Consider the following 25,415-nt stretch of genomic DNA (forward strand, 5'->3'; position numbering starts at 1 on the left):
TACAAAAAGAACCCTTACTTGTACTTTATCATAGTAAGAGTTCTCTCATCATTTTAATCTACCTTCGCTCCGTAACACCTCGCTACAGCAACTGCCTGTGTTATATCCAATCTGACATTTTTTAAATCAAATGTTCTAAAGTCAATTCTATCAACTACCGCTCCTCTTAAATCTGCACCTGTGAGTTTTGCTTTTCCTAATTGTACACCTGTTAAATCCGCATTACGTAAATCAGCTTTTTCTAAATTACATTCATACAGATCGGCTTCGGCTAAACGAATACCCTTTAATTTTTGTTTACTCAAATTCGCAAATCTTAAATTTGTATATAACCAATCGCCAGATACAATCGTTATTCCATCTAAATTAGCCTCTTTAAAATCAGAACCCGTCATTTTACATTCCTCAAACTTCGAAACAAATAAATTTGCTCCAGAAAATTTACAATTTGCAAACGTACTTCCCTTGTGAATTGAAGCATTAAAAAGAGTGCCTGTGAAGTCACATTCTACGAAATTACAATTTTCCGTTACAATTTCTGATGCATCTCCCCCTCTAAAACGACACTTTATAAATGTACAATTTTTTAATTCCTCTTCTTTTATGACTATATCTTGAAAATTTACTTCTACATATTCTTTATTTATAAATTCCCTCATGATTCTCCTCCAATTTCTTAAATTGAACTACCCCCACCTTCACTTCGTTTAGAGGCGGGGGTCTTCTCGGTTTAAATGATAAAAGTCTCACTTCTACAAAAAGTGAGACTTCCCATTTATACACTATGCTCATTTAACCATGAAATCAAATCTTCAAATACTTCATCCCTATTCACTTCATGAAACATTTCATGTCTTCCATTCTCATATAGACGAAGTGTTACATCTTTTACACCACATCTTTTATACATATTGTATACTTCTTTTACACCTTTTCCCATGTCTCCCACTGGATCACGATCTCCAGAAAAAATATGTATCGGAAGGTCTTTGGGCGTTTTCTTATATTCCTCTAGTTTATTCACTTCAAGCACACCGTTAAATAATTCACGGTAAAAACTCGTTGAACAAATAAAACCGCACAATGGATCTTCTATGTATCTATCAACTTGATTTGTATCTGAAGAAAGCCAATCAAACTTTGTCCGATTCGGTTTAAAGTTCGAATTAAAATTCCCAAATGATAAAAAGTTCAACATTGGACTTTTCGTTTTTGCACCGCGAAGCTTCATTTCAATTGTTGCCACTTTATGGCCTACTACACCTAAAAATCCAGGATTTCCACCCGTCCCAGAAATAAGGAATCCATCATATAGTTCACCACGAAGTTGCACAGCACGTCTTGATAAGAAAGACCCCATACTATGCCCTAATAAAAAGAGCGGGCAAGTATGTTCATTACGAATCAGTTCCGATACAAATACTATGTCAGTAACAGCTTGGTTCCAGCCAACATTGGGTTCGAAATGACCGTAATCCTCTTCTTGTTTTGCTGTTTTCCCATGCCCCCGATGATCATGAGCATACACACCATACCCAGCTTTCAATAAGGCATCAATGCATTCTGTATATACACCAGCGTGTTCCGTCATACCATGTGCAATCTGTACAATTCCACGAGGTTCACTTTCCGGCAGCCACTTGCGCAAGTAAATTTCTGATCCATCTAATACCGTAACAAAGCTTTCCTGTATGTTCATTTTAATGGCCCCCAATCTATATAATCTATTCGGAACAATAACAATCTATATCCTCCAAAAATGAATCACCATTCATTCTTCTTACTATGTATTATATGCAATTGTTCCCGTTATGACAAACACTGTATTTTTTAAACGAATCCTCAAATTATTATCTTGACGAACAATGAATATAATTATATAGTTACTTACATAAAGTAATTATTATATTTTTAGGAGGTAGCAATTATGATTCCATCATTATTTTTAGCACACGGCTCACCCATGCTTGCTATTCAAGATACAGAATATACACGTTTTTTAAAAAGACTTGGAGAAACATATAAACCAAAAGCAATTGTTATTTTCACAGCACACTGGGAAAGTGAAGTATTAACTATTTCATCTTCAAATGAAGAATATGAAACAATTTATGATTTTGGCGGATTCCCTCCTGAATTATATGAAATACAATACAAAGCAAAAGGTTCTTCAGCCGTTGCAAAGATGTTAGAAACAAAATTTAAAGATAAAGGGATTCCAGTTCAAAAAAATACAACTCGAGGATTAGATCATGGTTCATGGACTCTATTACATCGTATGTATCCAAAAGCTGATATACCTGTCGTTCAAATTTCAGTAAATCCATTCCTTCCCGTAAAAGAGCAATATGAAATTGGACAAGCAATTCAAGGACTTGGTCAAGAGGATATTTTAGTAATCGGTAGCGGTGTTACTGTCCATAATTTACGAGCGCTCAAATGGAATCAAACAACGCCTGAACGATGGGCTGTCGAATTCGATGACTGGATTATAAATCATATGCAACATAACGATAAAAATTCACTGTTCAACTGGGAAACTGCTGCTCCTCATTCACATTTAGCCGTTCCAAGAGCGGAACACTTTGTTCCCCTTTTCATCTCCATGGGAAGCGGTAATGCTGAAGGAAAAGTCATTCACCGCAGCTATGAACTTGGCACATTAAGTTATCTTTGCTTTCAGTTTTAATTGATATCAAATAAAGGGATGAAGACTTAATACTTCACCCCTTTATATTTTCACCTTATTAACTAACTTCCAAATGCTCTTTTTCTGACACTTCTATACTTTTACTATTGAAATATACCCAAATACAAGCCAAAAATAAAAGCGATGATGTAGAGAAGAATACATAGTGAAATCCGGCGTGTGCTGCAATCTGTCCCCCGAGTACTGGCCCAATCATATTTCCTAAAAACTGAAAGGATTGATTATATCCAAAAATACGTCCAGTCACATGTTGTGGTGTATGTTGTTTTAGTAGAGTCTGTACAGAAGGTAACAACCCAGCTTGTGCGATTCCTAGTAGAAAGCGGAGTATTAATAATTGCCAAGCAGCTGTCACAAATGCTTGTGGGATAAAAAGAATTCCTGCAACGAACAATGCTACAACTAACGTTTTTTGCGGGTCAATATGATCCGATAATCTTCCAAGTTTAGGAGCTGCTAAAATGACGGCTAAACCTGTCGCAGATATCACCGCTCCCGCAATCATTTCAATATGATCCGTATGAGCACCCGCCAAATGTTTTACATACAACGTAACAATAGGTTGTATGGACATATTTGCAAGTTGAATCATAAAAGTTGCTACAAATAAACTCATAATAAAACGTTTGGCTGGAACCATCGTCCACACTTTTTTCGGCTGCTCTTTTTTCGCTTGAACAGAATGATTCGATTCATGTAAGAAGAAAAAGACAATTAAAAATGAAAGAAACAAAAAAGCACCCGTTACTAAAAACACATGACGCATTCCGATTAGTTCAGACAAGTACCCACCAAGCATCGGCCCAAGCAATGAACCACTTACACCACCAGTTGATATCGTAGAGATTGCCCAACCAGAATGCTCTTTCGGTGTTTCTGCTGCAATGAATGTCATTGCAGTCGAAAGGAATCCCGACACCGCTCCCATCAAAAAACGAAGTGCAACTAATTGATACACATTTGTAACAAAGCCCATGAGTGTCATAATAATTGCCATTCCAAGACTCGCACGAATGAGCATCAATTTCCGGCCATGTATATCACCAAGTTTCCCCCATATTGGCGATACAATCGCGCCCATTAAAAAAGTTACACCGAATGCAATTCCCGACCACTGTGCAATCTCGGATGTACCTGTCACGCCTAGATCCTCAATATAAAAAGATAAAAATGGTATCACTAAACTCATACCCGCTGCCGTAGTAAAACAACCGAGCCAACAAATCATTAAATTTCTTTTCCAGCTCGCCATTTTCACACCTTCTTTCTTAGATACCCATTCTACACCCTTCCTCTGAAAAAGTTTAGTAATACGATCCAAATCGCAATAAAACGCACAATTGGTAGGTAATATATTCCCTATCAATTGTGCGTTTTTCTAATTATGTATTAATTTAGCATTACATGTATGTTCATAAAACTCAATCGGACCTGCCTGACCAATAATTACATATTCATAACCCATTTGCTTCATATCAGACAAACACCCATGTAACAGCTCTTTCCCCACACCTTTTATACGATGATTTTTAGCTGTTCCCATTGGTCCAAACAGTCCTTTTTTTCCTCTTACAATATCATAACAAGCAAAACCGATGATTTTCTCACCCTCTACTGCGATAAAAATTGGTATTTCTTTATAATTTTGAAATCCCTTATTTACCGCTTCAATCCACCTTTCACCAAATTCACACATAACAAATTGAAGCAGCTCTTTCAAATCAGATTGAACAGCTTGCCTAACATTACAAATACAATTGTTCATACTTGTAGATGTTTCATAGCTGCTCAAATTTACAATCATATCTCTTGGTACTGATGCGATTTGTAAAATACTTTGTTTCACATCTTCACTTATTACCTTTTGAACCTCCCTATCTCGCTGAAGAATCACACTTAAAATATGGCCTTCATTTACAAATACTTGATTAAATCGTGCCATCTTTTGTTTAGCTAACTGTAATACTTCCATTGTTTTATAAGACACTTTATACCCTTGTACTTCTACATATCTTTTATCTTGGATTTTCATCTGTTGCAATTGTATAAATTTCGCCATAAAATCTATTCCCATATAACGGAATAAACACATATACAATTCACTACAAACTCCTGTCCCTTCTTTACACGTCCCTATAAATAAATCTAGTGGTTGAATAATATGCTCATGGCATTCAGCTTCTTTGCTTGCAATTTGAAAAATCCTATTTACTCGTTTTGTAAATTTAAATTCTTCCATATGTATTCTTCCTTTATAGTAATTTTTTAAATGTAAACCTAGCTCCCGTATCATCAGAATCAATATCCCATTCAATCTCCATCTCTTTCGCCATAACAGCAATAATGGATAATCCAATCCCTGCACCTTTATTTGGCGAATGAACATGTTGAAAACCTGGCCCATGATCAACAACTATAATTGTTTTCTCCTCATGATTTATATATATTCCTATAAACTTTCCATCATCTGCATGCCTAACTACATTTTGAATTACATTATCTATAATTCTTTGAAACCAATTTTCATCGATATTCCAAAATAATTGCTTTTCTGGGATTACAATATCAACCTCAAAACCTTTCTCATCTAATATGTCATACCATGATGCAACAAGCTTTCTCATTAAACGTGTCATATCTGTTCGTTCTGGGTGATATGGATATTTCTTTGCCGATATTAAAGAATAAGATAATAAATTCTCAATTAATTCTGCCACATAATTAATTTTTTCATCTATTAGCAGCATTGTTTGATACCCTTTTACCGAAACAACTTCCTCTTTCAATGAATCTATTTGTGCACGCATTGTCGTTAATGGTGTCCGTAAATCATGAGAAAGATCTGCAATTAATTTTCTACGAAATTGCTCCTCTTCCTCCTCATTCAATCGACTTTGCTGTAAAGCCTCTACCATACGATTAAAAGACTCCTCTAATAAACCGATCTCGTCCTGCTTTGATATAGAAACTTTTGACGGAAGTGTCTGGTCTTGCGGAAGTTCCATTGCTTTTTGTAGATTTAATAATCTTTTTCTAATTTTAAGAAAAAAGATTATAGAGATAATGATAAACATCGTAAAACATCCAATAATAACTACTTCAAAAATAATTTCATATTTTTCACGTATTTGAACAATTGGTGCCTTCACATATTTCCTCGGAATTTGAAATACCATAAATGCCCCTTGCGTCTCTTTTCCAATGTAAGATACAACTGTAAATGGATCGCCTTCAAAACTCCTTTTCATAAATGCAACTGCATCACTTGCACTCCACTCCTGTGGAATATTTTGTTTTTCAGGAATTTGAAGGTTCGTTTTCCCTTTATTATCTACCCAAAACATTGATCCTTCTGGATATTTTTCTTGAAATTCTTGAAAAGTTCGCTCAATTCCTTTGGGATTATTTCCATCTAAACCTGTCGCTTGGTTTCTCCATTCCTCTTCTATTTGCACACTTGAATACGCAACTTTAAAATCCTCTATCCACTCAATAGATTTAATGAAGAGAAACGAACTAAGCGGAACAATGAGAGGTAACAATATAATTGCTATAAATATGATAAATAAATACTTTCGCAATAATGATGTACTTTTCATCATACTTTACACCGATAACCTATTCCACGTATGGTTTCTATTATTTGAGGACTACTTGGATTTCTCTCTATTTTTTCGCGTAAATGCCGGATATGAACCATCAATGATTTATCCCCTTCTATGTAGGATTCATTCCACACCGCCTCAAAAATTTGTTCTTTCGTTAATGTACGATTCATGTTTTTCATTAAATAAAAAAAGATTTGATGCTGCTTTCCTGATAAAACAATTTCTTCATCCGTGTCTGCATCAACAATACGGTATTCTTTCATAGATACTTTTAGATGCTTCACATGCTGCACTTCTGCTCCATCTTTGTTGTACCGTCTTAATAAAACTTCAATACGTGCCATCAACTCTTTTGGGTGGAATGGCTTTGTTATATAATCATCAGCAAATGTTAATCCATATATTTTATCTTCTAATGTTGTTCTTGCCGTTAGCATAATAATAGGAGTATCTGGATATTCCCTTTTAAAACGTTGACCAAGTGTAAAACCATCCAGCCCTGGTAACATTACGTCTAAAACAATGACATCTGCGATTTCACATACTTCATTCGTACCCTCCTCTGAAGTAAACCATGTCACTTCATACCCTTGTTTCTGCAATTCTCGTTTGACCCATTCTCCAATCTCGTGATCATCCTCAACATATAAAATGTGTGTCATTCTTTCACCTTCATATATAAATTTAGCCTTTCTCTTCCATTCCTTACCTATTCATAAACGACATATTTTTCTAGTAAAATTCATATTGGTATTTTTCCTGCTTACTGTATCTTGTTCTTTATTATTAATTGGCATAGTTGGATTAGGTTTAACATTACAATTCGATGATTCCATTCCATGGCTTTCTATATTTGAATTGAGTTTCTATCCTTACTGGGCGGCACTACCAATTGTAGCTCTACAACTATGGATTGCTATCACATTTCAAAACCAAAGTATCGCATTTACAATCGGACTTTTAGGAACTATTTTCACAATGTTTTCAGTAGCTCTTCCCAATTGGTTCATATGGAGATGGCCAAGCCTACGTATTGACTGGGGATCTCCACTTCTATGTGTAGCAATAGGCCTAATTGTTGGTATATGTATGTTATGTATTGAAACAGCAGATTTTACTAGAAGGGATGTGCATAAATAATGCTTTGGCTTAAAACTATGCAAGCCGAATTTTATAAAATGAGAAGAACTAAAATATGGACATTACTATTTTTAAGCCCTATTTTGGCAGGAGGCATAGCTTATGCAAATGCCTTAAACTATCCTGATTACCAATATTGGGAGCTAATTTATAATATTATGATACTGGTGCATGGTACATTGCTTCTCCCATTATTAACAGGTATTTTCACTGCATATATTTGCCGATATGAACATGCAAACGGTGGATGGAAACAACTTTTAGTACAACCGACAGCAAGGTATCACACCTATATCATAAAATTTTTCTTTGTTCTCTTATTTGTGGGTACAATGCAACTTCTCTTCATCATAAGCTATGTTAGTGTTGGACAACTTTTGCATTTGTCCGGTTCTTTCCCACTCATTCCCACACTTAAAAGTACTACAGGGGGCTTTATCGCTACTCTACCTTTAATTGCTTTACAATTATGGGTGTCAACCATCTGGTCTAGTTTTGCTGCGCCGATTGCTTTAAATGCTATAGCTTCCATACCAGCTCTAATGATTGCAAATTCCGAAAGATTCGGTCCTTTTTATCCATGGGCCCAACCATTTTTAGCTATGCTTCCTAAAGAGGACTCACAGCTATTTTATATTTCTTTTGAAACACTCGTATTTGTCGTAATTGGTAGCTTTGTTATTTTGTTTATAGGCGGCTTCGTTCATTTTATGAAAAAAGCATATTAACCTTTTACATACCAATAGCCCAAAACTATTTAAAACAGTTTCGGGCTATTCAACGTAACTACACATACAAATGATATCCATACATTATAGAAACAATTATTCCGACTACCAATATCCCCGGCAATAAATTAGCCACTTTAATTTTAATAAACCCAAGCAAATTGAGTCCAATTGCAAAAATCATAATCCCACCAGTCGCGGTCATTTCTACGATAAACTGATTCATTAGCTTCTCTGGTACAAAACTATTAATTTGTGTCGCAAAAATCGCAATACCTCCTTCATATAGAATGACTGGTATTGCTGAAAATAGTACACCTATTCCAAGCGTTGTCGTTAATATAATTGAAATAAATCCATCAATAATTGCTTTTGTAAATAGTACATCATGATTCCCTCGGATACCGCTATCTAAAGCTCCAAGTATCCCCATCGCTCCGATAGCAAAGATAAGTGTGGCGGTCACAAATCCGAGAGATATACTCCCTTCTCCTTTTGAGCCAATCTTTTTTTCTAACCAATCTCCTAAACTCTTTAACTTCTCTTCTAACTCCAGCCATTCTCCAACCACTGCACCAATAACAAGACTTATAATGACAACAAGAAAGTTTTCACTTTTCAATCCCATTTGAAGACCAAGTATAGTAACAGCTAAACCAATTGTATGCATCACTGTCCCTTTCATACTTTCTGGAATATTGCTTAATAGTTTACCTAATATAGTACCAATTATGATACAAATCCCGTTCACGACTGCTCCTAATATAACCATTCTGCTTTCTCCATCCTCTTCAACCATTATTTTCACATCTAACATACAACAAAATACAAGAAATTTTAACAGAATTTTCGAAACTTCGTAAGTGAAATTTACTTATGTATTGTATTCTTTCATCGTTTCATGTTACCGTAATATTGCATACACTATGAGATGAGCTCTCAATACATATCTATAATCTAACAGAATCATCTTTCATCCTACATATCATGTCTAGCATACTTAAACGATTAAGCACTTACTCATTTTCTTACATAATTATATGAAACTCTTATCAGTGGATTTTCTAAAAGTCAGTCATTATATAAAATGAAAAAAGGAAAGATAACTATGACAACTTTATTTAAACGATTTATTATAATAGTAATTCTTATTACACCGATTGTTTTATTGATAAATAACTCCTTTACATCAAAAGCAAAAGATGCAACTGGAGAAGAAAATAAAACAAAGAAAACCGAAAAAAAGAAAAAAGAAGATCCTGAAATTACACTTACATTTTCTGGAGACACAATGTTCGATTGGCAGTTGCGCCCGGTTATTCAAAAAAACGGTGCTGATTATCCGTTTCAACATGTAAAAGATGAAATAACAAAAGCTGATATTTCCTTTGTAAACTTGGAATCTGCATTTACAACACGCGAGAAAAAGGCCCCTGGTCAGCTATTCTGGATTAAAAGTGATCCTTCCACCTTACAAGCTATTAAAAACACAGGCTATGACATTGTGAATATTGGTAATAACCATACGCTTGACTATGGACAGGATGGTTTAATGGATACAATCTCTCACGTAGAAAAACTAAAGCTTCCTTATATCGGAGCTGGAAAAAATGCAGATGACGCATACACAGCTAGAGAAATTACAGTAAAGGGAAAAAAATTCAAATTCCTTTCCTTTGTTCGCTTTATGCCTGACTTTACTTGGGTAGCCGGTAAAGATAAGCCTGGTGTTGCAAATGGATATGATATCAATCTCGTAACAAAAACAATTGAAGAACAAAAAAAAGACGCCGATTATCTAATTGTATACATGCATTGGGGCGTTGAAAAATCAAATAGACCTGTAGACTATCAAAAACAATATGTTCCGAAAATGGTTGAGGCTGGTGCCGATGCAATTGTTGGAAGTCACCCACATTGGTTACAAGGATTTGAATACTACAACAAAGTCCCAGTCGCTTATTCGTTAGGAAACTTCTTGTTCCCTAACTATGTAAAAGGGAAAAGTGCTGAAACTGGTGTATTAACCCTTACCTTTAAAGGAAAAGACGTACAAATGTCATTCAACCCTTATATCATTCGTAATGATCAAGTTTCACCAGTCACTCCTGAAGAAAAGAAAAAAGCATTACAATATTTACAAGCTGTTTCAACAGATGTAGAAATTGATGAAACTGGAACAATTAAAAACAAACGTAGTTAGAAAAAAGGAAGCTTTTTAGTAAAAAGCTTCCTTTCTGTTTGTATATTAAATTAACAAATCAAACAAAACAGGGTTTTTATTTAACTCCATAAACTGAATATTGTTTTCATGAAAACGGGTAATTAACGGTTCATAATCTTCTTTATGTTTTAGCTCTACCCCAACAAGCGCTGGCCCATTTTCTTTATTGTGTTTTTTAATATACTCAAAACGAGTGATGTCATCCTCTGGTCCTAAACCTTTATCAAGAAATTCTCGTAATGCTCCTGAACGCTGCGGGAATTCAATAATAAAATAATGTTTTAACCCTTCATAGATGAGAGAGCGTTCTTTCATTTCTTGCATTCTATCAATATCGTTATTGCCACCACTTAACGTACAAACAACGGTTTTCCCTTTAATTTCATCCTTATAAAAATCGAGTGCCGCAATTGAAAGAGCACCAGCTGGTTCAGCAACAATTGCATTTTTCTTATACAATTCTAAAATTGTTGTACAAATTTTCCCCTCTGGAATCAATACAATATCATCCAACACTTCTTTACAAATTTCAAAAGTTAATTTTCCCACTTTTTTAACTGCTGCACCATCAACGAAACTATCAATTTTTTCTAGGGCGACGTTTTCATTTTGTAAAAAGGCTTCTTTCATCGATGCTGCTCCCTTTGGTTCCACACCGATTACTTTTGTATCGGGGCTCACTCCTTTTACATATGTACCAATACCTGATGCTAAACCACCGCCACCAATTGCTGTGAATACGTAATCAACAGGTTTCTCCATATCATGTAACATTTCAACAGCGACCGTTCCTTGCCCTGCAATTACATAAGGATCATCAAACGGATGAACAAACGTCATACTATTCTCCTCACAATAGCGCTGTGCTTCTTGGAAAGAGCTATCAAATGTGTCTCCGACTAATACAATTTCTGCATAAACACCGCCAAAAAATTGTACTTGAGATACTTTCTGCTTAGGCGTTGTTGTTGGCATGAAAATTTTAGACTGAATCTTCAATAAATTACACGTATAAGCAACCCCTTGCGCATGATTACCAGCACTCGCACATACAACACCATTTTGTAATTGCTTCTTCGATAAACTTTGAATAAGGTTGTAAGCACCTCGAATTTTAAACGAACGAATAACTTGCAAGTCTTCTCGTTTCACATATACGTCACATTCATATTTCTCAGATAAAACTGAATCTCGCTGCAGCGCTGTTTTATTGACAATATCCTTCATATGATTGTGAGCTACGAGGATATCTTCAATTTTCACTCTCTCCCTTACATTTTGCACCATCTCGTACCACCCTTTATCATATGGATTTAATTAAAATTTTGTATTTTCAATACCGCACCTGTATTTGCTGATGTTACCATTTGTGCATAGCGCCCAAGCCAACCTGTTTTTACTTTTAACTCTGGCTTTTTCCATTCTTTCCTACGCTTTTCTAGCTCTTCATCACTAACTTTCACCTCAAGCAAGCGTTCTTCTACATCAATACATACAATATCACCTTGCTCAAGAAGTGCGATTTCTCCTCCAGCAGCAGCTTCTGGTGAAATATGACCTACAGAAATACCACGTGATGCGCCGGAAAAGCGACCATCTGTTAATAGTGCAACATCTGCACCTAATCCCATACCTGCAATTGCTGAAGTTGGCGCTAACATTTCCGGCATACCAGGTCCACCTCTTGGTCCTTCATAACGAATAACAACAACATCTCCTTTTTTCACTTTTCCAAGCATAATCCCAGCAAGAGCCTCGTCTTGAGATCCGAAAATAACACATGGTCCTTCAAATCGTTTTACCTCTGTTGCACCACTTTTAATGACAGCCCCATCTTTTGCGAGGTTTCCTTTTAATATACGCAGGCCACCTTCTTCACTATGAGGATTTTCAAGGGAGTGAATCACTTCTTTATCCTGAATTTCTGCATGAGCGATGTTTTCTCGTAATGTTTGACCTGTAGCCGTAATACGATCGAGATGAAGTACCCCCTCTTTTCTACTTAATTCTTTTAAAATAGCACTAATGCCACCCGCGCGATCAATATCTTCCATATGCCAATTCGAAGCTGGACTCACTTTACATAAATGTGGAACACGTCTTGAAACTGCATCAATTCGGCTCATATCATAATCGAGTCCCGCTTCTTGGGCAATTGCTAACGTATGTAATACTGTATTTGTTGATCCCCCCATCGCCATATCTAATGCAAACGCATCATCAATTGCTTCCTCTGTTACGATATCGCGTGGTTTAATATCACGTTCAATTAATACTTTTAATTTTTCAGCTGCTTGTTTGATTAGTTCCTCACGCCTTGGGTCTATCGCTAAAATACTTCCATTACCAGGAAGGGCCAGCCCTAACACTTCACATAAACAGTTCATTGAGTTTGCAGTAAACATACCTGAACAGGAACCACAAGATGGACAGCCATGATCTTCGATATCTTTTAACTCTTCTTCTGAAATTCTTCCAGATTGATAGGCTCCCACTCCTTCAAAAACAGAGCTTAAGTCTACTACCTCACCTTTTGATGTTTTTCCAGCAGCCATCGGCCCACCTGAAACAAACACAGTTGGAATATTAACACGCAGTGCTGCCATCATCATACCTGGTGTAATTTTGTCACAGTTTGGAATACAAATCATCCCATCAAACCAATGTGCATTTACTACTGTTTCAACAGAATCCGCAATAATCTCACGGCTTGGAAGCGAATAGCGCATACCAATATGACCCATCGCAATCCCATCATCTACTCCGATTGTATTAAACTCAAACGGAACCATCCCTGCCGCACGTACCGCTTCTTTCACCAGACGACCAAATTCATTTAAATGTTTATGTCCCGGAATAATTTCAATAAAAGAATTACAAATCGCTACAAATGGCTTATCGAAATCCTCATCCTTTAAGCCAGTTGCTTTCAATAAACTCCGATGTGGTGCTTTATCAAAACCTTTTTTAATCATATCGCTTCTCATCTTTTCCAAATCCCTTCCTGTTCATTTCCCCTTATCTATTTTCAATTACTTTTTCACTAAACCTTTCCCCTCTGGTTGCTGAATCCAACTCATCATTTCGCGAAGATTAGCTCCTACTTTTTCAAGTTGATGATTTTGCTCTGCCTTTTTCATCGCATTATACGTTGGGCGTCCTGCTTGATTTTCTAGAATCCATTTCTTTGCAAATTCACCTTGTTGAATTTCCGTAAGAACTCGTTTCATTTCTTTCTTTGTTTCATCTGTAACAATTCTTGATCCTGTTACATAATCACCAAATTCCGCTGTATCTGAAATAGAATGACGCATTTTTGTCAATCCACCTTCGTACATTAAATCGACAATGAGCTTCAGTTCATGCAAACATTCAAAGTATGCGATTTCCGGGCGATATCCACCTTCTGTTAACGTTTCAAATCCAGCTTTCACAAGTGCTGTTACCCCGCCACATAATACCGCTTGTTCTCCAAATAAATCTGTCTCGGTTTCTTCTTGAAATGACGTTTCAATTACACCAGCACGTGTACAACCAACTCCTTTTGCATATGCAAGAGCAATATCAAATGCTTTTCCAGTCGCATCTTGGTGAACTGCCACTAAAGCTGGAACCCCATTTCCTTCTTGAAATACACGGCGAACAAGATGCCCTGGACTTTTTGGTGCAACCATTGCTACATCTACGTAACTTGGTGGCTGAATTTGTCCAAAATGAATATTAAATCCATGTGAGAAAAGTAACATTTGCCCTTCACGAAGATTCTTTTCTACTTCATTTCGATATACATGTGCTTGCTGTTCATCTGGTAATAATACTTGTACAACGTCTGCAGTTCGTACCGCTTCTGAAACCGGCATTACTTCAAATCCATCCGCTTTCGCTACCTCAAAAGATTTCCCTGGTCGCACACCTACTACAACACGAACTCCAGAATCACGTAAATTTTGTGCTTGCGCATGACCTTGTGATCCATAACCAACTACTGCCACTGTTTTTCCTGCTAATACCTCTAAATTTGCATCTTGTTCATAATATGTTTTCATCTTTTCATACACTCCTTATAGTTTATTTACTTGCAAGACATCAATTAACTTTTTTAACTGATTTACGAGCAGTTTCGCTTCATTCTCAGTACAAACTGCTGTAAGTTTCATTTCTGAAACCTCTCTTTTTTCTCCTTCATTTAAATTTAAAGAAGCAATATTATAACCACGCCGAGCAAAAATTCCACTTACTCTTAGTAAAACTCCAGGGTCGTTATTAACAACAAGTGAAAAAGTATGACTCATTCTTCCCACCTCTTCATAATCATTTCATGATTCCCTTTATTAGGAGGGACCATCGGAAATACGTTTTCACCCTCTTCTACACAAAAATCAACAACAACTGGACCTTGATGACAAAGTGCTTCTAACATGACTTGTTTTGCTTCAACCGGATTTGTAGCACGCAAACCTTTTACTCCATATGCTTCTGCTACTTTTACAAAATCAGGTGATCCAATCTGTGATTCTGATAAACGATTTTCATAGAACATCTCTTGCCATTGTCTTACCATACCTAAAAACTTGTTATTAATAATAAAAACTTTCACTGGAATATTATTTTCAGCAATTGTTTGCAATTCTTGAATGTTCATTTGAAATGAAGCATCTCCCGCAATACAGATAACTGGCTTATCCTCAAAGGCAAGCTGAGCACCGATTGCCGCTGGGAATCCAAACCCCATTGTTCCTAATCCACCAGATGTAAGAAATATTCGCGGTTTTTGCGCCTTATAAAAGTGCGCTGCCCACATTTGATGCTGGCCGACTTCTGTAGTCACAATTGCTTCACCATTTGTTAGTTCACTTAGTAAAGCAATTACATGTTGTGGCTTTAATTTTCCTCCCTGTTGTTCGTATGACAGTGGATATTCTTCTTGCCATACTCTTACTCTCTCTATCCATGCATCAGTTTGGCACTCTACTCTCATATTTCTTAACATGTGTAACGATCGCTTCACATCCCCTACAACCGGATATTCTACCGTTACATTTTTATGAAGCTCAGCTGGATCAATATCAATATGTACCTTTTTCGAATGAGGTGAAAATAGTTCTAACTTTCCTGTGACTCGGTCATCGAAACGGACTCCAAATGCAAGAAGCAAATCACATTCCGTTACTGCCATATTTGCAGCATATGTCCCATGCATACCGAGCATCCCTAAAAATAGCGGATCTCCAGGTGGATAAGCACCCAGTCCCATTAAAGTTGAAACAACTGGAATACGGTTTTCTCTTGCAAATGTTAGAAGCTCTTCGGATGCATCTGCATGAATGACACCGCCTCCGATATACAGGAGCGGGCGATTTGCTTTTGAAATTGCCTCTGCCACGCCCTCCAGCTGCATTTTGTCTGGTTCAATCCGTGGTTTATAACCCGGAACTTGAACTTCTCCTTCAAAAAAGTTCGTTACAATAGCATTTTGAATATCCTTTGGAATATCGATTAATACCGGACCTGGCCGTCCACTTTTAGCGATATAATATGCCTCTTGCAATATACGTGATAGCTGATTTACATCTCGTACTTGATAATTATGTTTTGTAACCGGCATTGTAATTCCCACAACATCTGCTTCTTGAAATCCATCTTTTCCAATGAGAGATGTCGTTACTTGACCTGTAATTACCACTAAAGGAATCGAATCCATATACGCATCTGCTAAACCAGTAACTAAGTTTGTAGCTCCTGGGCCGGAGGTAGCAAATACTACCCCGATCTCTCCAGAAGCTCTCGCATATCCTTCCGCAGCGTGAATGGCCGCTTGTTCATGACGTGTTAATACATGTTTTAAGCCACTGCCATACAGTGCGTCATAAACTGGTAAAATCGCTCCACCCGGATAACCAAACACTGTTGTTATTCCTAATTTCTTTAAACATTGAATCACATGTCCGGCACCTGTTACTGTTTTTCCTTCCCTGCGATATGCTTCTTCGCACACTGCATGTTTCTTTTCCATTTCACTAACTCCTTCCCCTGTTTGTTAAGCTAAACTTTTTGCTAGTCCCGGAACACGTACGCCTCGCTCTCTCGTTAATTTTTTAAATTCTTCCGTTAACTGTTTTGTTACTTCTCCTGGTTTTCCATTTCCGATTTCTCTTGAATCCACTTTTACAACTGGAATTAATTCAGCCGCAGTTCCTGTTAAAAACACTTCATCTGCTACATACACATCGTGACGAGTAAATGGTCTTTCTTCACAAGGAATATTTAACCTTTCACAAAGTTCAATGACACTATTTCTTGTAATCCCTTCAAGAGCACCTAAGTATGCAGGTGGCGTTACTACTTTTCCATCTTTCACAACGAACACGTTATCTCCCGATCCTTCACAAACATATCCTTGTTGATTTAACATAAGCGCTTCTAGCACACCTGCTTGTGCCGCTTCAATCTTTACTAATACGTTATTTAAATAATTCATCGACTTAATGCGTGGATCAAGCGCATCCGGCGTATTTCGGCGAGACGCAACCGACACAACACTAAGGCCGTTATCATAGAACTCTTGCGGGAACAGTTTTAATTGTTCAGCAATGATGATGACACTTGGTTTCGTACAACTTCTTGGATCTAAGCCTAAATCTCCTTTTCCTCTTGAAACAATTAATCGAATATACGCATCTGCATATTCATTTTTTTGCAATGTCTGTAAAACTGCTTGTTCCATCTCTTCGATTGTCATTGGAATCGTTAGTAAAATGGATTTCGCAGATTCATATAAACGCTTTAAATGCTCTTTTAAGCAAAATACATTTCCGCCGTAACTACGGATCCCCTCAAATACACCGTCCCCATACAAAAATCCATGATCATAAACAGATACAACAGCTTTTTCTTTCTCTACTAATTCTCCATTCATATAGATATACTGGTTTCTCATCCTACATCGCTCCTCTTTTTTATCTCTTTATGTGCAATCTATCTTTGTATCGATTGCTGAGAAGAATATGCTTTATCTAAATCTTCTGTTAATTGATTATAAAAATATCCTCGCCTCAACAATCGATTTTCTACAAACGTGTAGCAATCCATTGCTGAGACGAGGGAATCGTGGTACCACTCAGCTTCCTTATACTTCTCGCGAAATACAAGCTCTGTAAGTCCTATTAGACTTTTGTTCTTTTATCGTGAACAACTCCGCTGCTCTCTACTTAATTTTTTCAAGTGCAGTACTCCGAGGTGATCTTCAACTGATACAATTGTTACCACCCTTCCAGCCAAGGGGCAGCTCTCTAAAACAATCTATATCGTTTACTCTCCTCTTCTTTGCATTCTGCTATTCTCTTTTCTAAAGTAAAAACTCTCACCTCAGCAATCAATTACTACATCATAGTAGCTTTGATTGCTGAGGCGAGAGTTTCGCGTTACCACTCAGCTTCCTTATACTTCTCACGAAATATAAGCTCTGTAAGTCCTATTAGACTCCCGTCCTTTTACCGGAGACGATACCGCCGCTCTCTACTCGGTTCCCCTTTCGCAAGCGATGCTCCAAGGTGATCTTCAATGATTCGATCGTTACCGCTCTTCCAGCCAAGGAACGGCTCTCTAAAACTATCATAATCATCTACTTTCCTCTTCTTTGCATATAAAAATATATAAATCAGAAAATTCTAAATTGTTTTTTGTTGTTACACGTATTATAGGTCTTTGATCTTTTCATTGTCAATATGTTTTTTGAAAATTTATTTTTTAATTTATAATTAGAATATTTTTATCGAAATAAAAAAGGAATGAATCTCAATCCAACACTCATATATTACTTAAGTCTATTCACATAAGAAAAGACAGCTTCATACATATGTAAATTTACTAAGGAGATGATGTGAATATGTTAAAAGGAAAAGTTGCATTGGTTACTGGAGCAAGCCGTGGAATTGGACGCGCTATTGCGAAACGCTTAGCAAACGATGGTGCATTAGTCGCCGTTCATTATGGGAATCGTAAAAGTGCTGCAGAAGAAGTCGTGCAGGAAATTCAATCGAATGGCGGTTCAGCTTTTTCTATAAATGGTAACCTCGAATCGTTACATGGCGTAGAATCTCTTTACAAATCTTTAGATTCTGAATTACAAAACCGTACTGGGGAGACTCATTTCGATATTTTAGTAAACAACGCCGGAATCGGCCCAGGAGCCTTTATTGAAGAAACAACTGAAAACTTTTTTGACCGAATGATTTCCGTGAATGCAAAAGCCCCATTTTTTATTATCCAACAAGCATTGTCACGTTTACGTGACAATAGCCGTATTATCAACATTTCATCAGCTGCAACGCGAATTTCTTTACCTGATTTCATTGCCTATAGTATGACAAAAGGCGCAATCAACACAATGACTTTTACACTTGCAAAACAACTTGGGGCGAGAGGTATAACAGTGAATGCAATACTCCCAGGTTTTATTAAAACAGATATGAATGCTGAACTCTTAAGTGATCCCATGATGAAACGATATGCAACTGAAATTTCTGCTTTCGGCCGTTTAGGAGAAGTAGAAGATATTGCAGATACCGCTGCATTTCTTGCTTCTCCTGACAGTCGCTGGGTTACTGGTCAATTGATTGATGTAAGCGGTGGTTCTTGCTTATAAAGTGAAACTTTAATCAGTGGGGGTCTTCATCCACCACTGATTATCAGCCCGCACCAATCGGGCTTTTACGGGCAGTTAATCCCTCAACTACATTCTTTGTTTCTCTCTGAATCTTGAGGTAGAGGTCTTACTGCCCGTTAATGCGGGATAAAAAAAACATATAGTTTCAAATCTTTTTTATTGCGCAATAAAATAATTTATATAATACTAGATAAAACATATGTATTTAGGAGGATTACAGCAATGACAGAAAAAACATACGAACTCGCTACATTTGCAGGTGGCTGCTTTTGGTGTATGGTAAAACCATTTGATGAACTTCCAGGTATTCAAAAAGTTATTTCAGGCTATGCTGGTGGCCACATCCAAAACCCCACATATGAACAAGTAAAATCCGGAACATCTGGACATTTAGAAGTCGTTCAAATTACTTTCGATCCTTCTATTTTTCCTTATCAAAAATTGCTAGATTTATATTGGCCACAAATTGATCCAACCGATGATGGCGGACAATTTTTTGACCGCGGTCCATCCTATCGCACAGCGATTTTTTACCATAATGAATCGCAAAAAAAGCTAGCTGAAAAATCAAAGCTAGCTCTGGCAGAAAGCGGTATGTTTAAAGATCCAATCGTAACGGAAATTCGTCCAGCAGCTCCTTTTTATGAAGCAGAAGAATATCATCAACATTTTTATAAAAAGAATCCCGAAAAATACGTACAAGAACGTAAAGAGTCTGGGCGTGAAGATTTTATTAAAGAAAACTGGGATAAGAGATAACAAATCAATATTTCAAGGTCTGTCAACTAACCCGCTACTTATCTGACCTTACGGTCTGATTAAAGTGGGGGCTTGCGTCTGTCAAAGTTTGACAGTGTTTCTGCTCTCACAGAGAACAACTACGCTTATTCCTACCCAGTAGTGCGAACGAGCAATGCTCTCCTACCTTAGTGTGGTGGAACATAAGGACGGTTGACTTCGCCCCTACCATAAAGGCTATACCTTTATGGTACCGTTAAAACGGTATCTTATATCTTTAAATTGTTAAATAACTAGTAAGAGTGCCTTTTACGCAACAGTTTTCTCTTATAGCTTACTTTACTAAAATTGAAAGGAGGAAGCAAGACGGAAGTTTCAGATACTTAGTATGGTACAAAATCTTACAATTTTTACTGTACCATACCGTATCTGACGGCAATTCCTCCCCCACTTACTTCTCCTCATTTTTCAGCTGCAACGCAATTAAACTAGCAAAATCATGTACAAGTGTGGCAGCTAAAAGCGACGTAATTTGCGATTGGTCATATGGCGGTAATACTTCTACTAAATCAAAACCAATATAATTAAAACCACTTAATGAACGTACCATATTTAGTGTCTCTCGACTATTAAATCCCCCTACCTCTAACGTACCTGTGCCTGGCGCACACGATGGATCTACAAAATCAATATCAAACGTTAAGAAACATGGTGTATCGCCAATCGTTTCTCTCATTTGCTGAAGAACGCTTTCAAAACCACGCTGACATAATTCAGCTGTTGTAATGACGTTATATCCTAAATCACTACTAGCATCTATATCACCAGGATGATTCAATGTTCCGCGAATTCCAATTTGGAATACTTTATCTGGCTGTAATAACCCTTCCTCATGTGCACGAATAAATGGGGAGCCGTGCCAATATTTTTCTTCATAATATGTATCCCATGTATCTGTGTGTGAGTCAAAATGAATCATCGCAACTGGACCATGAACTTTTGCTGCTGCACGTAGACTTGCTAATGTAACTGAATGATCCCCACCAAGCCCGATTGGAATAATTCCTTGCTTCATTAATCCAAAAACAGCTTCCTCTATTAAATCATAGCTGCGATGAATATTATGTGGAATTACAGAAACATCTCCAATATCAATCGCATTTGTATCATCAAACGGGTATACACGGTGAATTGGATGATACGGAAACAACGTCATTGATGCTTGTCGAATTGCTTGCGGAGCAAAACGCGCACCAACGCGAAATGAAGCTGCCGTATCAAATGGCATTCCCAATATAGCGACCTTAGCTTGATCATGACTTGAAGGCAATCTCATAAATGAACCTGTCGTACAAAATTCTGGTTTTACATCTGGTGTGAGTGGATATTTCATTTCTCATTTCCCCTTCTTAAACATAATTTTTACATCCAAAGAAACTTCCCTTACTTACATTTTCTTTTATTACAATGCAAAAATTGTGCCATAGAACATGTTGATTCATTTTGGTCCTATCCCTTTCCGTTCTATGCAAACCTGAATAAATCATGCTATAACGCATAAAAAAAGAGCGAAAAATAATCGCTCTTTTTTTACTTGCCCATGTTTATTTTCTCAATCTCTCAATAAAATCATGTAACTTGTCAAGTGAAATCATATTCTGATTACACCCTATACTATCTTTACAAATATAGTTTCCTTTTTTAACAAAGGTACCTGGCACATCCCCTTTTATTTCAACTAAAAACATACCTACTTCTTCGTGACCATGACACAATGAACAAATACTCTTTTTATTTATACTTTGAAACGTTCCTTGCAGACCCACAAACTTATTACCGTTCCTTGCTATAATAAATTTTCTGCCTGTTCCTTTATCAATCCAACTTAGATACGACATTTCTTTCATATTTATTTCTTCCATATCAGGCAGCTTCAATTTTTTTACTTTAGGAAATAATTTTTTTAACGCTTGCAGCGTAACTTCCTGAAACGGAATAACATACGGATTTAACTTGAGTAAAAACGCTTCTGCGTCCTCCCTATTTTCAACCGTCAAAATCGTATCAATTAATTCTTTCTGTTCATCAATAAGATTTTCAAAAACATGTAACACTTTTTCTATCGCAAGAGACTTCAGAGCAGTAATAACTCCTCTATCATTTGCTGTAGCATGTCCATGCGCTAGAATATGAGTTTGTGATTTTATAAAATTATATTGATCACTTCTAATAAATGCTTCCATTACTATCACTCCATACAAATTGTTTATCTCTTTTTATTGTATACAATACACTTATTTTATAAAATGCCAAAAACGATTCATAAACAAAGTATACATAAAAAGCACTGATTATTTCTAATCGAATAATCAGTGCTTTTCATTATTATTTTGAATACACAATTTTTTTTATCGTTTCCACAGAAAGAAAGTATTCCTCTGCTAATTGATGAATGGAAGTTCCATTTTTAAAAGCCTCTTTAATTTCTCTATTCCGCGCATCAATTTGCTTCCTTCCACCAGATCGTGTACCCCATTTATAATGTGCAGTTTCTTGTTTTGGAATGTAAATTGTTTCACCTTGTACATACTTTTGAATTTCTACAATTAAGCTTTCTGGTAAAACAGCCGCTGCTTTTACGTATCTCATTTCTGCTCGCCCCTTATTTTTTCTGGTTCATTTCAATAAGGTGCAAAGCCAAATATAAAAAAATGATACGAGCTCATTTTGGCGATTGTATATTACTTGTCTACCTCACGCAAAGTATCGCCATTTCCATACTTGGCTTTGCATGAGACGCTGCAGTGTCTGGCAATTGTATTGTAATCGCCATATCAACACCTCCTAATATACCTTTTGACTCTTATTATATGACAACTTTTTCTTTCTTGCATCCTTATGATTTTTAAACAAGCAGTAATTTATTCGTTTTGATATAATACATACGGATTGAAATTAAAAATAATGTGAGGTCGCTTTATGAAAAAAAGAATCATTATATCATTAATTATACTAACCGTTCTTTTTATCTTACTATTCGGAGCCTATAAACTTATGAATTCACGAACATATCAATTATTTGGCGAATTAACAAATCGAGTAGAAACAAATCAAAAGGTTGTTGCACTAACCTTTGATGATGGCCCTACAAAAAATGTAGAGGAAATATTACCACTCTTAAATAAATATAATGCGAAAGCTACTTTTTTTGTAATTGGAAATGAATTAGAGAAAAACTTAAAGTTAGGGCGAGCCATCGTAAAATCTGGACATCAACTTGGAAATCATACCTATTCCCACAATCGAATGATTTTCAAAACACCTTCTTTTATTAAAGTGGAAGTTAAAAAAACAAATACATTCATTCACGCAACAGGATATACAGGTCAAATTGATTTCCGACCGCCGAATGGAAAAAAACTAATCGGCTTGCCCTACTATTTAAACAAGCATCATATCGAAACAATCACATGGGATCTTGAACCTGATACATACTACACTTCTCCTTCTGACAAAATAAACTATGTAAACAAAAATGTAAAACCTGGATCTATCATCTTGTTACATTCCATGTATGATGATTCTGAAAAATATTTACAGACTCTTGAAGGTATTTTAGATTCTTTATCTAAAAAAGGGTATCAATTTGTTACAGTAAATGAATTGCAGAAAAGATAACTCTACAATGAAAAGGCCCTAGCATAACGTTATGCTAGGACCTTTTGTATTTTAAATCACTCCAATTACATTTAAAAATACGATAATAATTGCAATTGGTGCTATATAGCGAAGTAAGAATAACCATAGTACAAATAATTTATATCCTCTATTTTTACTTACACCAAGCTCTCTCATTAATACATCTTTCTTCATCTTTAATGGAACAAAAATCGCAACTAATAATACACCAAGTGGCATAAGAACATTACTTACTGCAAAGTCTGCTAAATCAAATACTGTTTTTCCAAACAGCTTCACATCACTTAATACACCATACGATAATGCTGAAGGAATTCCCACAACAAAGATTAACAACCCAACAATCAATGCCATTTTTTCGCGCTTTCCTTTACCTTTTGTTGTTAAAGAAGCAACACTAATTTCTAACATAGAAATTGCTGATGTAATAGTCGCAAAGAAGAATAGTAATAAGAAAACAATAAAGAATAATTTTCCGAATGCCATCTTACTGAAAATAGCTGGCAACACGATAAATAGTAATCCTGGTCCTTGAGATGGCTCCATTCCAAATGCAAATACAACAGGGAAAATCGCTAATCCAGCAAGCAATGTAATAACGAGTGTCAAACCAACAATTGAAAATGCAGAACGTGGTAAACTTTCTTCTTTCGGTAAGTACGAGCTATACGTTACCATTACTGCTACCCCGACCGATAATGAGAAGAATGATTGTCCCATCGCATATAAAACAATTTCAGATGTTACATGCGAGAAATCCGGCTGTAAGAAGAAGCGAACCCCTTCTCCTGCTCCATCTAATGTAAGTGCACGAATAATTAATACAAAAAACAGAACAAATAGCGCTGGCATAAAGTATTTATTTACTTTTTCAACGCCATTTTGAACGCCTTTGCTTACGATAAAAATAGTAATAAGAATAAATAATAGCTGTGATCCAACTGCTAAATATGGATTGGAAATGATTTCACCAAATGTTGCTTCATATGCACCATTTCCTTCCCATAGTCTCCCTGTAACTGCATTCCATAAATATAATAAAATCCAACCTCCAACAACACTGTAGAAAGAAAGCAATATGAAACATGTTACAATCCCTAATTTACCAAGCCACGGCCATAATGTTTTAGGAGCGATTTCCCTATACGCATCCACAGCCTCTTTTTGTGTACTTCTTCCAATTACAAATTCCGCTAATAATAAAGGTAAACCAATTAGTAAAGTAAAACCGATGAAAATAAGAAAGAACGCACCGCCCCCTCCAATACCGGCCATATATGGAAACTTCCAAATTGCTCCAAGTCCAATCGCTGATCCTGCTGCAGCTAAAACGAAACCTAATTTCGATGTCCATTGCTGTGAATTCATCTTTCTGTCTCCTCTCTTCTTCTATTTTTTCTTTTTATGACATTTCATCCTTATGTCTATTTTTCTATCCTCTTCCCTTTCTAATGCGACCACTTCCTTTCAGAAATAAAAAATCGTCCCTACGTAAACGTAGGGACGATAAAAATATCGCGGTACCACCCTAGTTGTGAAGAATACTAAGAAACTACCGAAATAAAAAATGTCCCTACGTAAATACGTAGGGACGATAAAATATCGCGGTACCACCCTAGTTATGAAGATACAACAAAAGTAAGACCTAAATAAAAAACGCCCCTACGTAAATACGTAGGGACGATATATATCGCGGTACCACCCTAGTTGTGAAAAAAATTCTTCACCACTTTATTTGATAACGGTATCCACTACCGTCTTTCATTTCCTCACAATATGAGATTTATGAAAGATGCTCCAGGACGAACTTCATGAATAATCTATATACTGATTCACACCAACCACCAGCTCTCTGATATAGGGAGATTTTCACTACTTTACCCTTTCATTGCCCAAATATTAT

General features: G+C 36.4%; 24 protein-coding genes and 2 other annotated features. Of the genes, 7 read left to right on the forward strand and 17 right to left on the reverse strand.

The window, feature by feature from the left end:
• Positions 1-53 precede the first annotated feature (53 nt).
• Both HRG09_RS13950 and HRG09_RS13955 read right to left on the reverse strand, forming a co-directional pair.
• Positions 54-659: a pentapeptide repeat-containing protein gene (locus HRG09_RS13950; RefSeq protein ID WP_174101364.1), complete on the reverse strand. Its 606-nt coding sequence runs from the start codon at positions 657-659 to the stop codon at positions 54-56.
• Positions 660-775: 116 nt separating this feature from the next.
• Complete coding sequence (locus tag HRG09_RS13955; protein WP_174101365.1) at positions 776-1,699, reverse strand: alpha/beta hydrolase; 924 nt, start codon at positions 1,697-1,699, stop codon at positions 776-778.
• Positions 1,700-1,927: 228 nt separating this feature from the next.
• Here HRG09_RS13955 and HRG09_RS13960 point away from each other — a divergent pair, with 228 nt between their 5' ends.
• Positions 1,928-2,689: a DODA-type extradiol aromatic ring-opening family dioxygenase gene (locus tag HRG09_RS13960; RefSeq protein ID WP_174101366.1), complete on the forward strand. Its 762-nt coding sequence runs from the start codon at positions 1,928-1,930 to the stop codon at positions 2,687-2,689.
• 58 nt (positions 2,690-2,747) lie between these two features.
• On the opposite strand, the gene HRG09_RS13965 is transcribed toward HRG09_RS13960, so the two are convergent.
• From HRG09_RS13965 to HRG09_RS13980, 4 genes are all read right to left on the reverse strand, one after another.
• Positions 2,748-3,962 (reverse strand): multidrug efflux MFS transporter, encoded by a 1,215-nt coding sequence (locus HRG09_RS13965; RefSeq protein WP_174101367.1) that lies wholly within the window; start codon positions 3,960-3,962, stop codon positions 2,748-2,750.
• Positions 3,963-4,088: 126 nt separating this feature from the next.
• Positions 4,089-4,949 (reverse strand): GNAT family N-acetyltransferase, encoded by an 861-nt coding sequence (locus tag HRG09_RS13970; protein WP_174101368.1) that lies wholly within the window; start codon positions 4,947-4,949, stop codon positions 4,089-4,091.
• A 13-nt stretch (positions 4,950-4,962) separates the two neighbouring features.
• Complete coding sequence (locus HRG09_RS13975) at positions 4,963-6,309, reverse strand: HAMP domain-containing sensor histidine kinase (protein ID WP_254610078.1); 1,347 nt, start codon at positions 6,307-6,309, stop codon at positions 4,963-4,965.
• A complete protein-coding gene (locus HRG09_RS13980; RefSeq protein WP_174101369.1) occupies positions 6,309-6,980 on the reverse strand; it encodes a response regulator transcription factor in 672 nt (223 codons plus the stop codon). The genes HRG09_RS13975 and HRG09_RS13980 overlap by 1 nt, the downstream gene beginning before the upstream one ends.
• Positions 6,981-7,065: 85 nt before the next feature.
• Between HRG09_RS13980 and HRG09_RS13985 the strand changes: the two genes are divergently transcribed.
• On the forward strand, positions 7,066-7,458 hold the full coding sequence (locus HRG09_RS13985) for an ABC-2 family transporter permease (protein ID WP_254610079.1): 393 nt from the start codon (positions 7,066-7,068) through the stop codon (positions 7,456-7,458).
• Entirely contained in the window at positions 7,458-8,186 is a 729-nt protein-coding gene (locus HRG09_RS13990; RefSeq protein ID WP_174101370.1) for an ABC transporter permease, read from the forward strand. Before HRG09_RS13985 ends, HRG09_RS13990 begins: the two co-directional genes overlap by 1 nt.
• Before the next feature lie 58 nt (positions 8,187-8,244).
• On the opposite strand, the gene HRG09_RS13995 is transcribed toward HRG09_RS13990, so the two are convergent.
• Positions 8,245-8,958 (reverse strand): DUF554 domain-containing protein, encoded by a 714-nt coding sequence (locus HRG09_RS13995; protein WP_174101371.1) that lies wholly within the window; start codon positions 8,956-8,958, stop codon positions 8,245-8,247.
• Positions 8,959-9,294: 336 nt separating this feature from the next.
• On the opposite strand from HRG09_RS13995, the gene HRG09_RS14000 reads away from it, so the two are divergent.
• Positions 9,295-10,389 carry a CapA family protein gene (locus HRG09_RS14000; RefSeq protein ID WP_174101372.1) on the forward strand — a complete coding sequence of 365 codons (1,095 nt, stop codon included), beginning with the start codon at positions 9,295-9,297 and terminating at the stop codon, positions 10,387-10,389.
• A gap of 45 nt (positions 10,390-10,434) precedes the next feature.
• Here the strand turns inward: HRG09_RS14000 and ilvA are convergent, their stop codons facing one another.
• The 6 genes from ilvA to ilvE are packed head-to-tail and all read right to left on the reverse strand — an operon-like array spanning position 10,435 to position 17,347.
• Positions 10,435-11,697, reverse strand: a complete 1,263-nt coding sequence (gene ilvA, locus HRG09_RS14005; protein ID WP_174101373.1) for a threonine ammonia-lyase IlvA — start codon at positions 11,695-11,697, stop codon at positions 10,435-10,437.
• A gap of 26 nt (positions 11,698-11,723) precedes the next feature.
• On the reverse strand, positions 11,724-13,397 hold the full coding sequence (ilvD, locus tag HRG09_RS14010) for a dihydroxy-acid dehydratase (RefSeq protein WP_174101374.1): 1,674 nt from the start codon (positions 13,395-13,397) through the stop codon (positions 11,724-11,726).
• Between the two features lie 45 nt (positions 13,398-13,442).
• Positions 13,443-14,456, reverse strand: coding sequence for a ketol-acid reductoisomerase (locus HRG09_RS14015; RefSeq protein WP_174101375.1), 1,014 nt, complete (start codon positions 14,454-14,456; stop codon positions 13,443-13,445).
• Between the two features lie 15 nt (positions 14,457-14,471).
• Entirely contained in the window at positions 14,472-14,702 is a 231-nt protein-coding gene (locus HRG09_RS14020) for an ACT domain-containing protein (RefSeq protein WP_174101376.1), read from the reverse strand.
• Entirely contained in the window at positions 14,699-16,423 is a 1,725-nt protein-coding gene (gene ilvB / locus HRG09_RS14025; RefSeq protein WP_174101377.1) for an acetolactate synthase large subunit, read from the reverse strand. The genes HRG09_RS14020 and ilvB overlap by 4 nt, the downstream gene beginning before the upstream one ends.
• Positions 16,424-16,447: 24 nt before the next feature.
• On the reverse strand, positions 16,448-17,347 hold the full coding sequence (ilvE, locus tag HRG09_RS14030; protein ID WP_174101378.1) for a branched-chain-amino-acid transaminase: 900 nt from the start codon (positions 17,345-17,347) through the stop codon (positions 16,448-16,450).
• 463 nt (positions 17,348-17,810) lie between these two features.
• Positions 17,811-18,056: a binding site (T-box leader), on the reverse strand.
• Positions 18,057-18,295: 239 nt separating this feature from the next.
• Here ilvE and HRG09_RS14035 point away from each other — a divergent pair.
• Positions 18,296-19,054: an SDR family oxidoreductase gene (locus HRG09_RS14035; RefSeq protein WP_174101379.1), complete on the forward strand. Its 759-nt coding sequence runs from the start codon at positions 18,296-18,298 to the stop codon at positions 19,052-19,054.
• A gap of 243 nt (positions 19,055-19,297) precedes the next feature.
• Positions 19,298-19,834, forward strand: a complete 537-nt coding sequence (gene msrA, locus HRG09_RS14040) for a peptide-methionine (S)-S-oxide reductase MsrA (RefSeq protein ID WP_174101380.1) — start codon at positions 19,298-19,300, stop codon at positions 19,832-19,834.
• Between the two features lie 430 nt (positions 19,835-20,264).
• Here msrA and speB read toward each other — a convergent pair whose 3' ends face one another.
• The 3 genes from speB to HRG09_RS14055 all read right to left on the reverse strand — a co-directional run bounded on the left by speB (position 20,265) and on the right by HRG09_RS14055 (position 22,462).
• Positions 20,265-21,206, reverse strand: coding sequence for an agmatinase (speB, locus tag HRG09_RS14045; protein ID WP_174101381.1), 942 nt, complete (start codon positions 21,204-21,206; stop codon positions 20,265-20,267).
• Between the two features lie 211 nt (positions 21,207-21,417).
• Complete coding sequence (locus HRG09_RS14050) at positions 21,418-22,056, reverse strand: FusB/FusC family EF-G-binding protein (protein ID WP_174101382.1); 639 nt, start codon at positions 22,054-22,056, stop codon at positions 21,418-21,420.
• 142 nt (positions 22,057-22,198) lie between these two features.
• Positions 22,199-22,462, reverse strand: coding sequence for a CD3324 family protein (locus tag HRG09_RS14055; protein WP_174101383.1), 264 nt, complete (start codon positions 22,460-22,462; stop codon positions 22,199-22,201).
• Between the two features lie 330 nt (positions 22,463-22,792).
• Between HRG09_RS14055 and HRG09_RS14060 the strand changes: the two genes are divergently transcribed.
• Entirely contained in the window at positions 22,793-23,491 is a 699-nt protein-coding gene (locus tag HRG09_RS14060; RefSeq protein ID WP_174101384.1) for a polysaccharide deacetylase family protein, read from the forward strand.
• A 51-nt stretch (positions 23,492-23,542) separates the two neighbouring features.
• Here the strand turns inward: HRG09_RS14060 and HRG09_RS14065 are convergent, their stop codons facing one another.
• On the reverse strand, positions 23,543-24,880 hold the full coding sequence (locus HRG09_RS14065; RefSeq protein ID WP_174101385.1) for a sodium-dependent transporter: 1,338 nt from the start codon (positions 24,878-24,880) through the stop codon (positions 23,543-23,545).
• Between the two features lie 305 nt (positions 24,881-25,185).
• Positions 25,186-25,410, reverse strand: a binding site (T-box leader).
• Between the last annotated feature and the right edge of the window lie 5 nt (positions 25,411-25,415).

It is taken from the genome of Bacillus sp. Xin1 (genome assembly GCF_013314535.1).
Taxonomy (GTDB): Bacteria; Bacillota; Bacilli; order Bacillales; family Bacillaceae_G; genus Bacillus_A.

Bases quoted from the DNA above. Each gene is read 5' to 3' on its own strand.
- HRG09_RS14065 (WP_174101385.1), bottom strand. From the start codon at position 24,880: ATGAATTCACAGCAATGGACATCGAAATTAGGTTTCGTTTTAGCTGCA.
- HRG09_RS14060 (WP_174101384.1), top strand. From the start codon at position 22,793: ATGAAAAAAAGAATCATTATATCATTAATTATACTAACCGTTCTTTTT.
- HRG09_RS13955 (WP_174101365.1), bottom strand. From the start codon at position 1,699: ATGAACATACAGGAAAGCTTTGTTACGGTATTAGATGGATCAGAAATT.
- HRG09_RS13975 (WP_254610078.1), bottom strand. From the start codon at position 6,309: ATGAAAAGTACATCATTATTGCGAAAGTATTTATTTATCATATTTATA.
- msrA (WP_174101380.1), top strand. From the start codon at position 19,298: ATGACAGAAAAAACATACGAACTCGCTACATTTGCAGGTGGCTGCTTT.
- HRG09_RS13965 (WP_174101367.1), bottom strand. From the start codon at position 3,962: ATGGCGAGCTGGAAAAGAAATTTAATGATTTGTTGGCTCGGTTGTTTT.
- ilvE (WP_174101378.1), bottom strand. From the start codon at position 17,347: ATGAGAAACCAGTATATCTATATGAATGGAGAATTAGTAGAGAAAGAA.
- HRG09_RS14015 (WP_174101375.1), bottom strand. From the start codon at position 14,456: ATGAAAACATATTATGAACAAGATGCAAATTTAGAGGTATTAGCAGGA.
- HRG09_RS13950 (WP_174101364.1), bottom strand. From the start codon at position 659: ATGAGGGAATTTATAAATAAAGAATATGTAGAAGTAAATTTTCAAGAT.
- speB (WP_174101381.1), bottom strand. From the start codon at position 21,206: ATGAAATATCCACTCACACCAGATGTAAAACCAGAATTTTGTACGACA.
- HRG09_RS13970 (WP_174101368.1), bottom strand. From the start codon at position 4,949: ATGGAAGAATTTAAATTTACAAAACGAGTAAATAGGATTTTTCAAATT.
- HRG09_RS14035 (WP_174101379.1), top strand. From the start codon at position 18,296: ATGTTAAAAGGAAAAGTTGCATTGGTTACTGGAGCAAGCCGTGGAATT.
- HRG09_RS14055 (WP_174101383.1), bottom strand. From the start codon at position 22,462: ATGAGATACGTAAAAGCAGCGGCTGTTTTACCAGAAAGCTTAATTGTA.
- HRG09_RS14050 (WP_174101382.1), bottom strand. From the start codon at position 22,056: ATGGAAGCATTTATTAGAAGTGATCAATATAATTTTATAAAATCACAA.
- HRG09_RS13990 (WP_174101370.1), top strand. From the start codon at position 7,458: ATGCTTTGGCTTAAAACTATGCAAGCCGAATTTTATAAAATGAGAAGA.
- HRG09_RS13980 (WP_174101369.1), bottom strand. From the start codon at position 6,980: ATGACACACATTTTATATGTTGAGGATGATCACGAGATTGGAGAATGG.
- HRG09_RS14020 (WP_174101376.1), bottom strand. From the start codon at position 14,702: ATGAGTCATACTTTTTCACTTGTTGTTAATAACGACCCTGGAGTTTTA.
- ilvA (WP_174101373.1), bottom strand. From the start codon at position 11,697: ATGGTGCAAAATGTAAGGGAGAGAGTGAAAATTGAAGATATCCTCGTA.
- ilvB (WP_174101377.1), bottom strand. From the start codon at position 16,423: ATGGAAAAGAAACATGCAGTGTGCGAAGAAGCATATCGCAGGGAAGGA.
- HRG09_RS14000 (WP_174101372.1), top strand. From the start codon at position 9,295: ATGACAACTTTATTTAAACGATTTATTATAATAGTAATTCTTATTACA.
- HRG09_RS13995 (WP_174101371.1), bottom strand. From the start codon at position 8,958: ATGGTTATATTAGGAGCAGTCGTGAACGGGATTTGTATCATAATTGGT.
- HRG09_RS13960 (WP_174101366.1), top strand. From the start codon at position 1,928: ATGATTCCATCATTATTTTTAGCACACGGCTCACCCATGCTTGCTATT.
- ilvD (WP_174101374.1), bottom strand. From the start codon at position 13,397: ATGAGAAGCGATATGATTAAAAAAGGTTTTGATAAAGCACCACATCGG.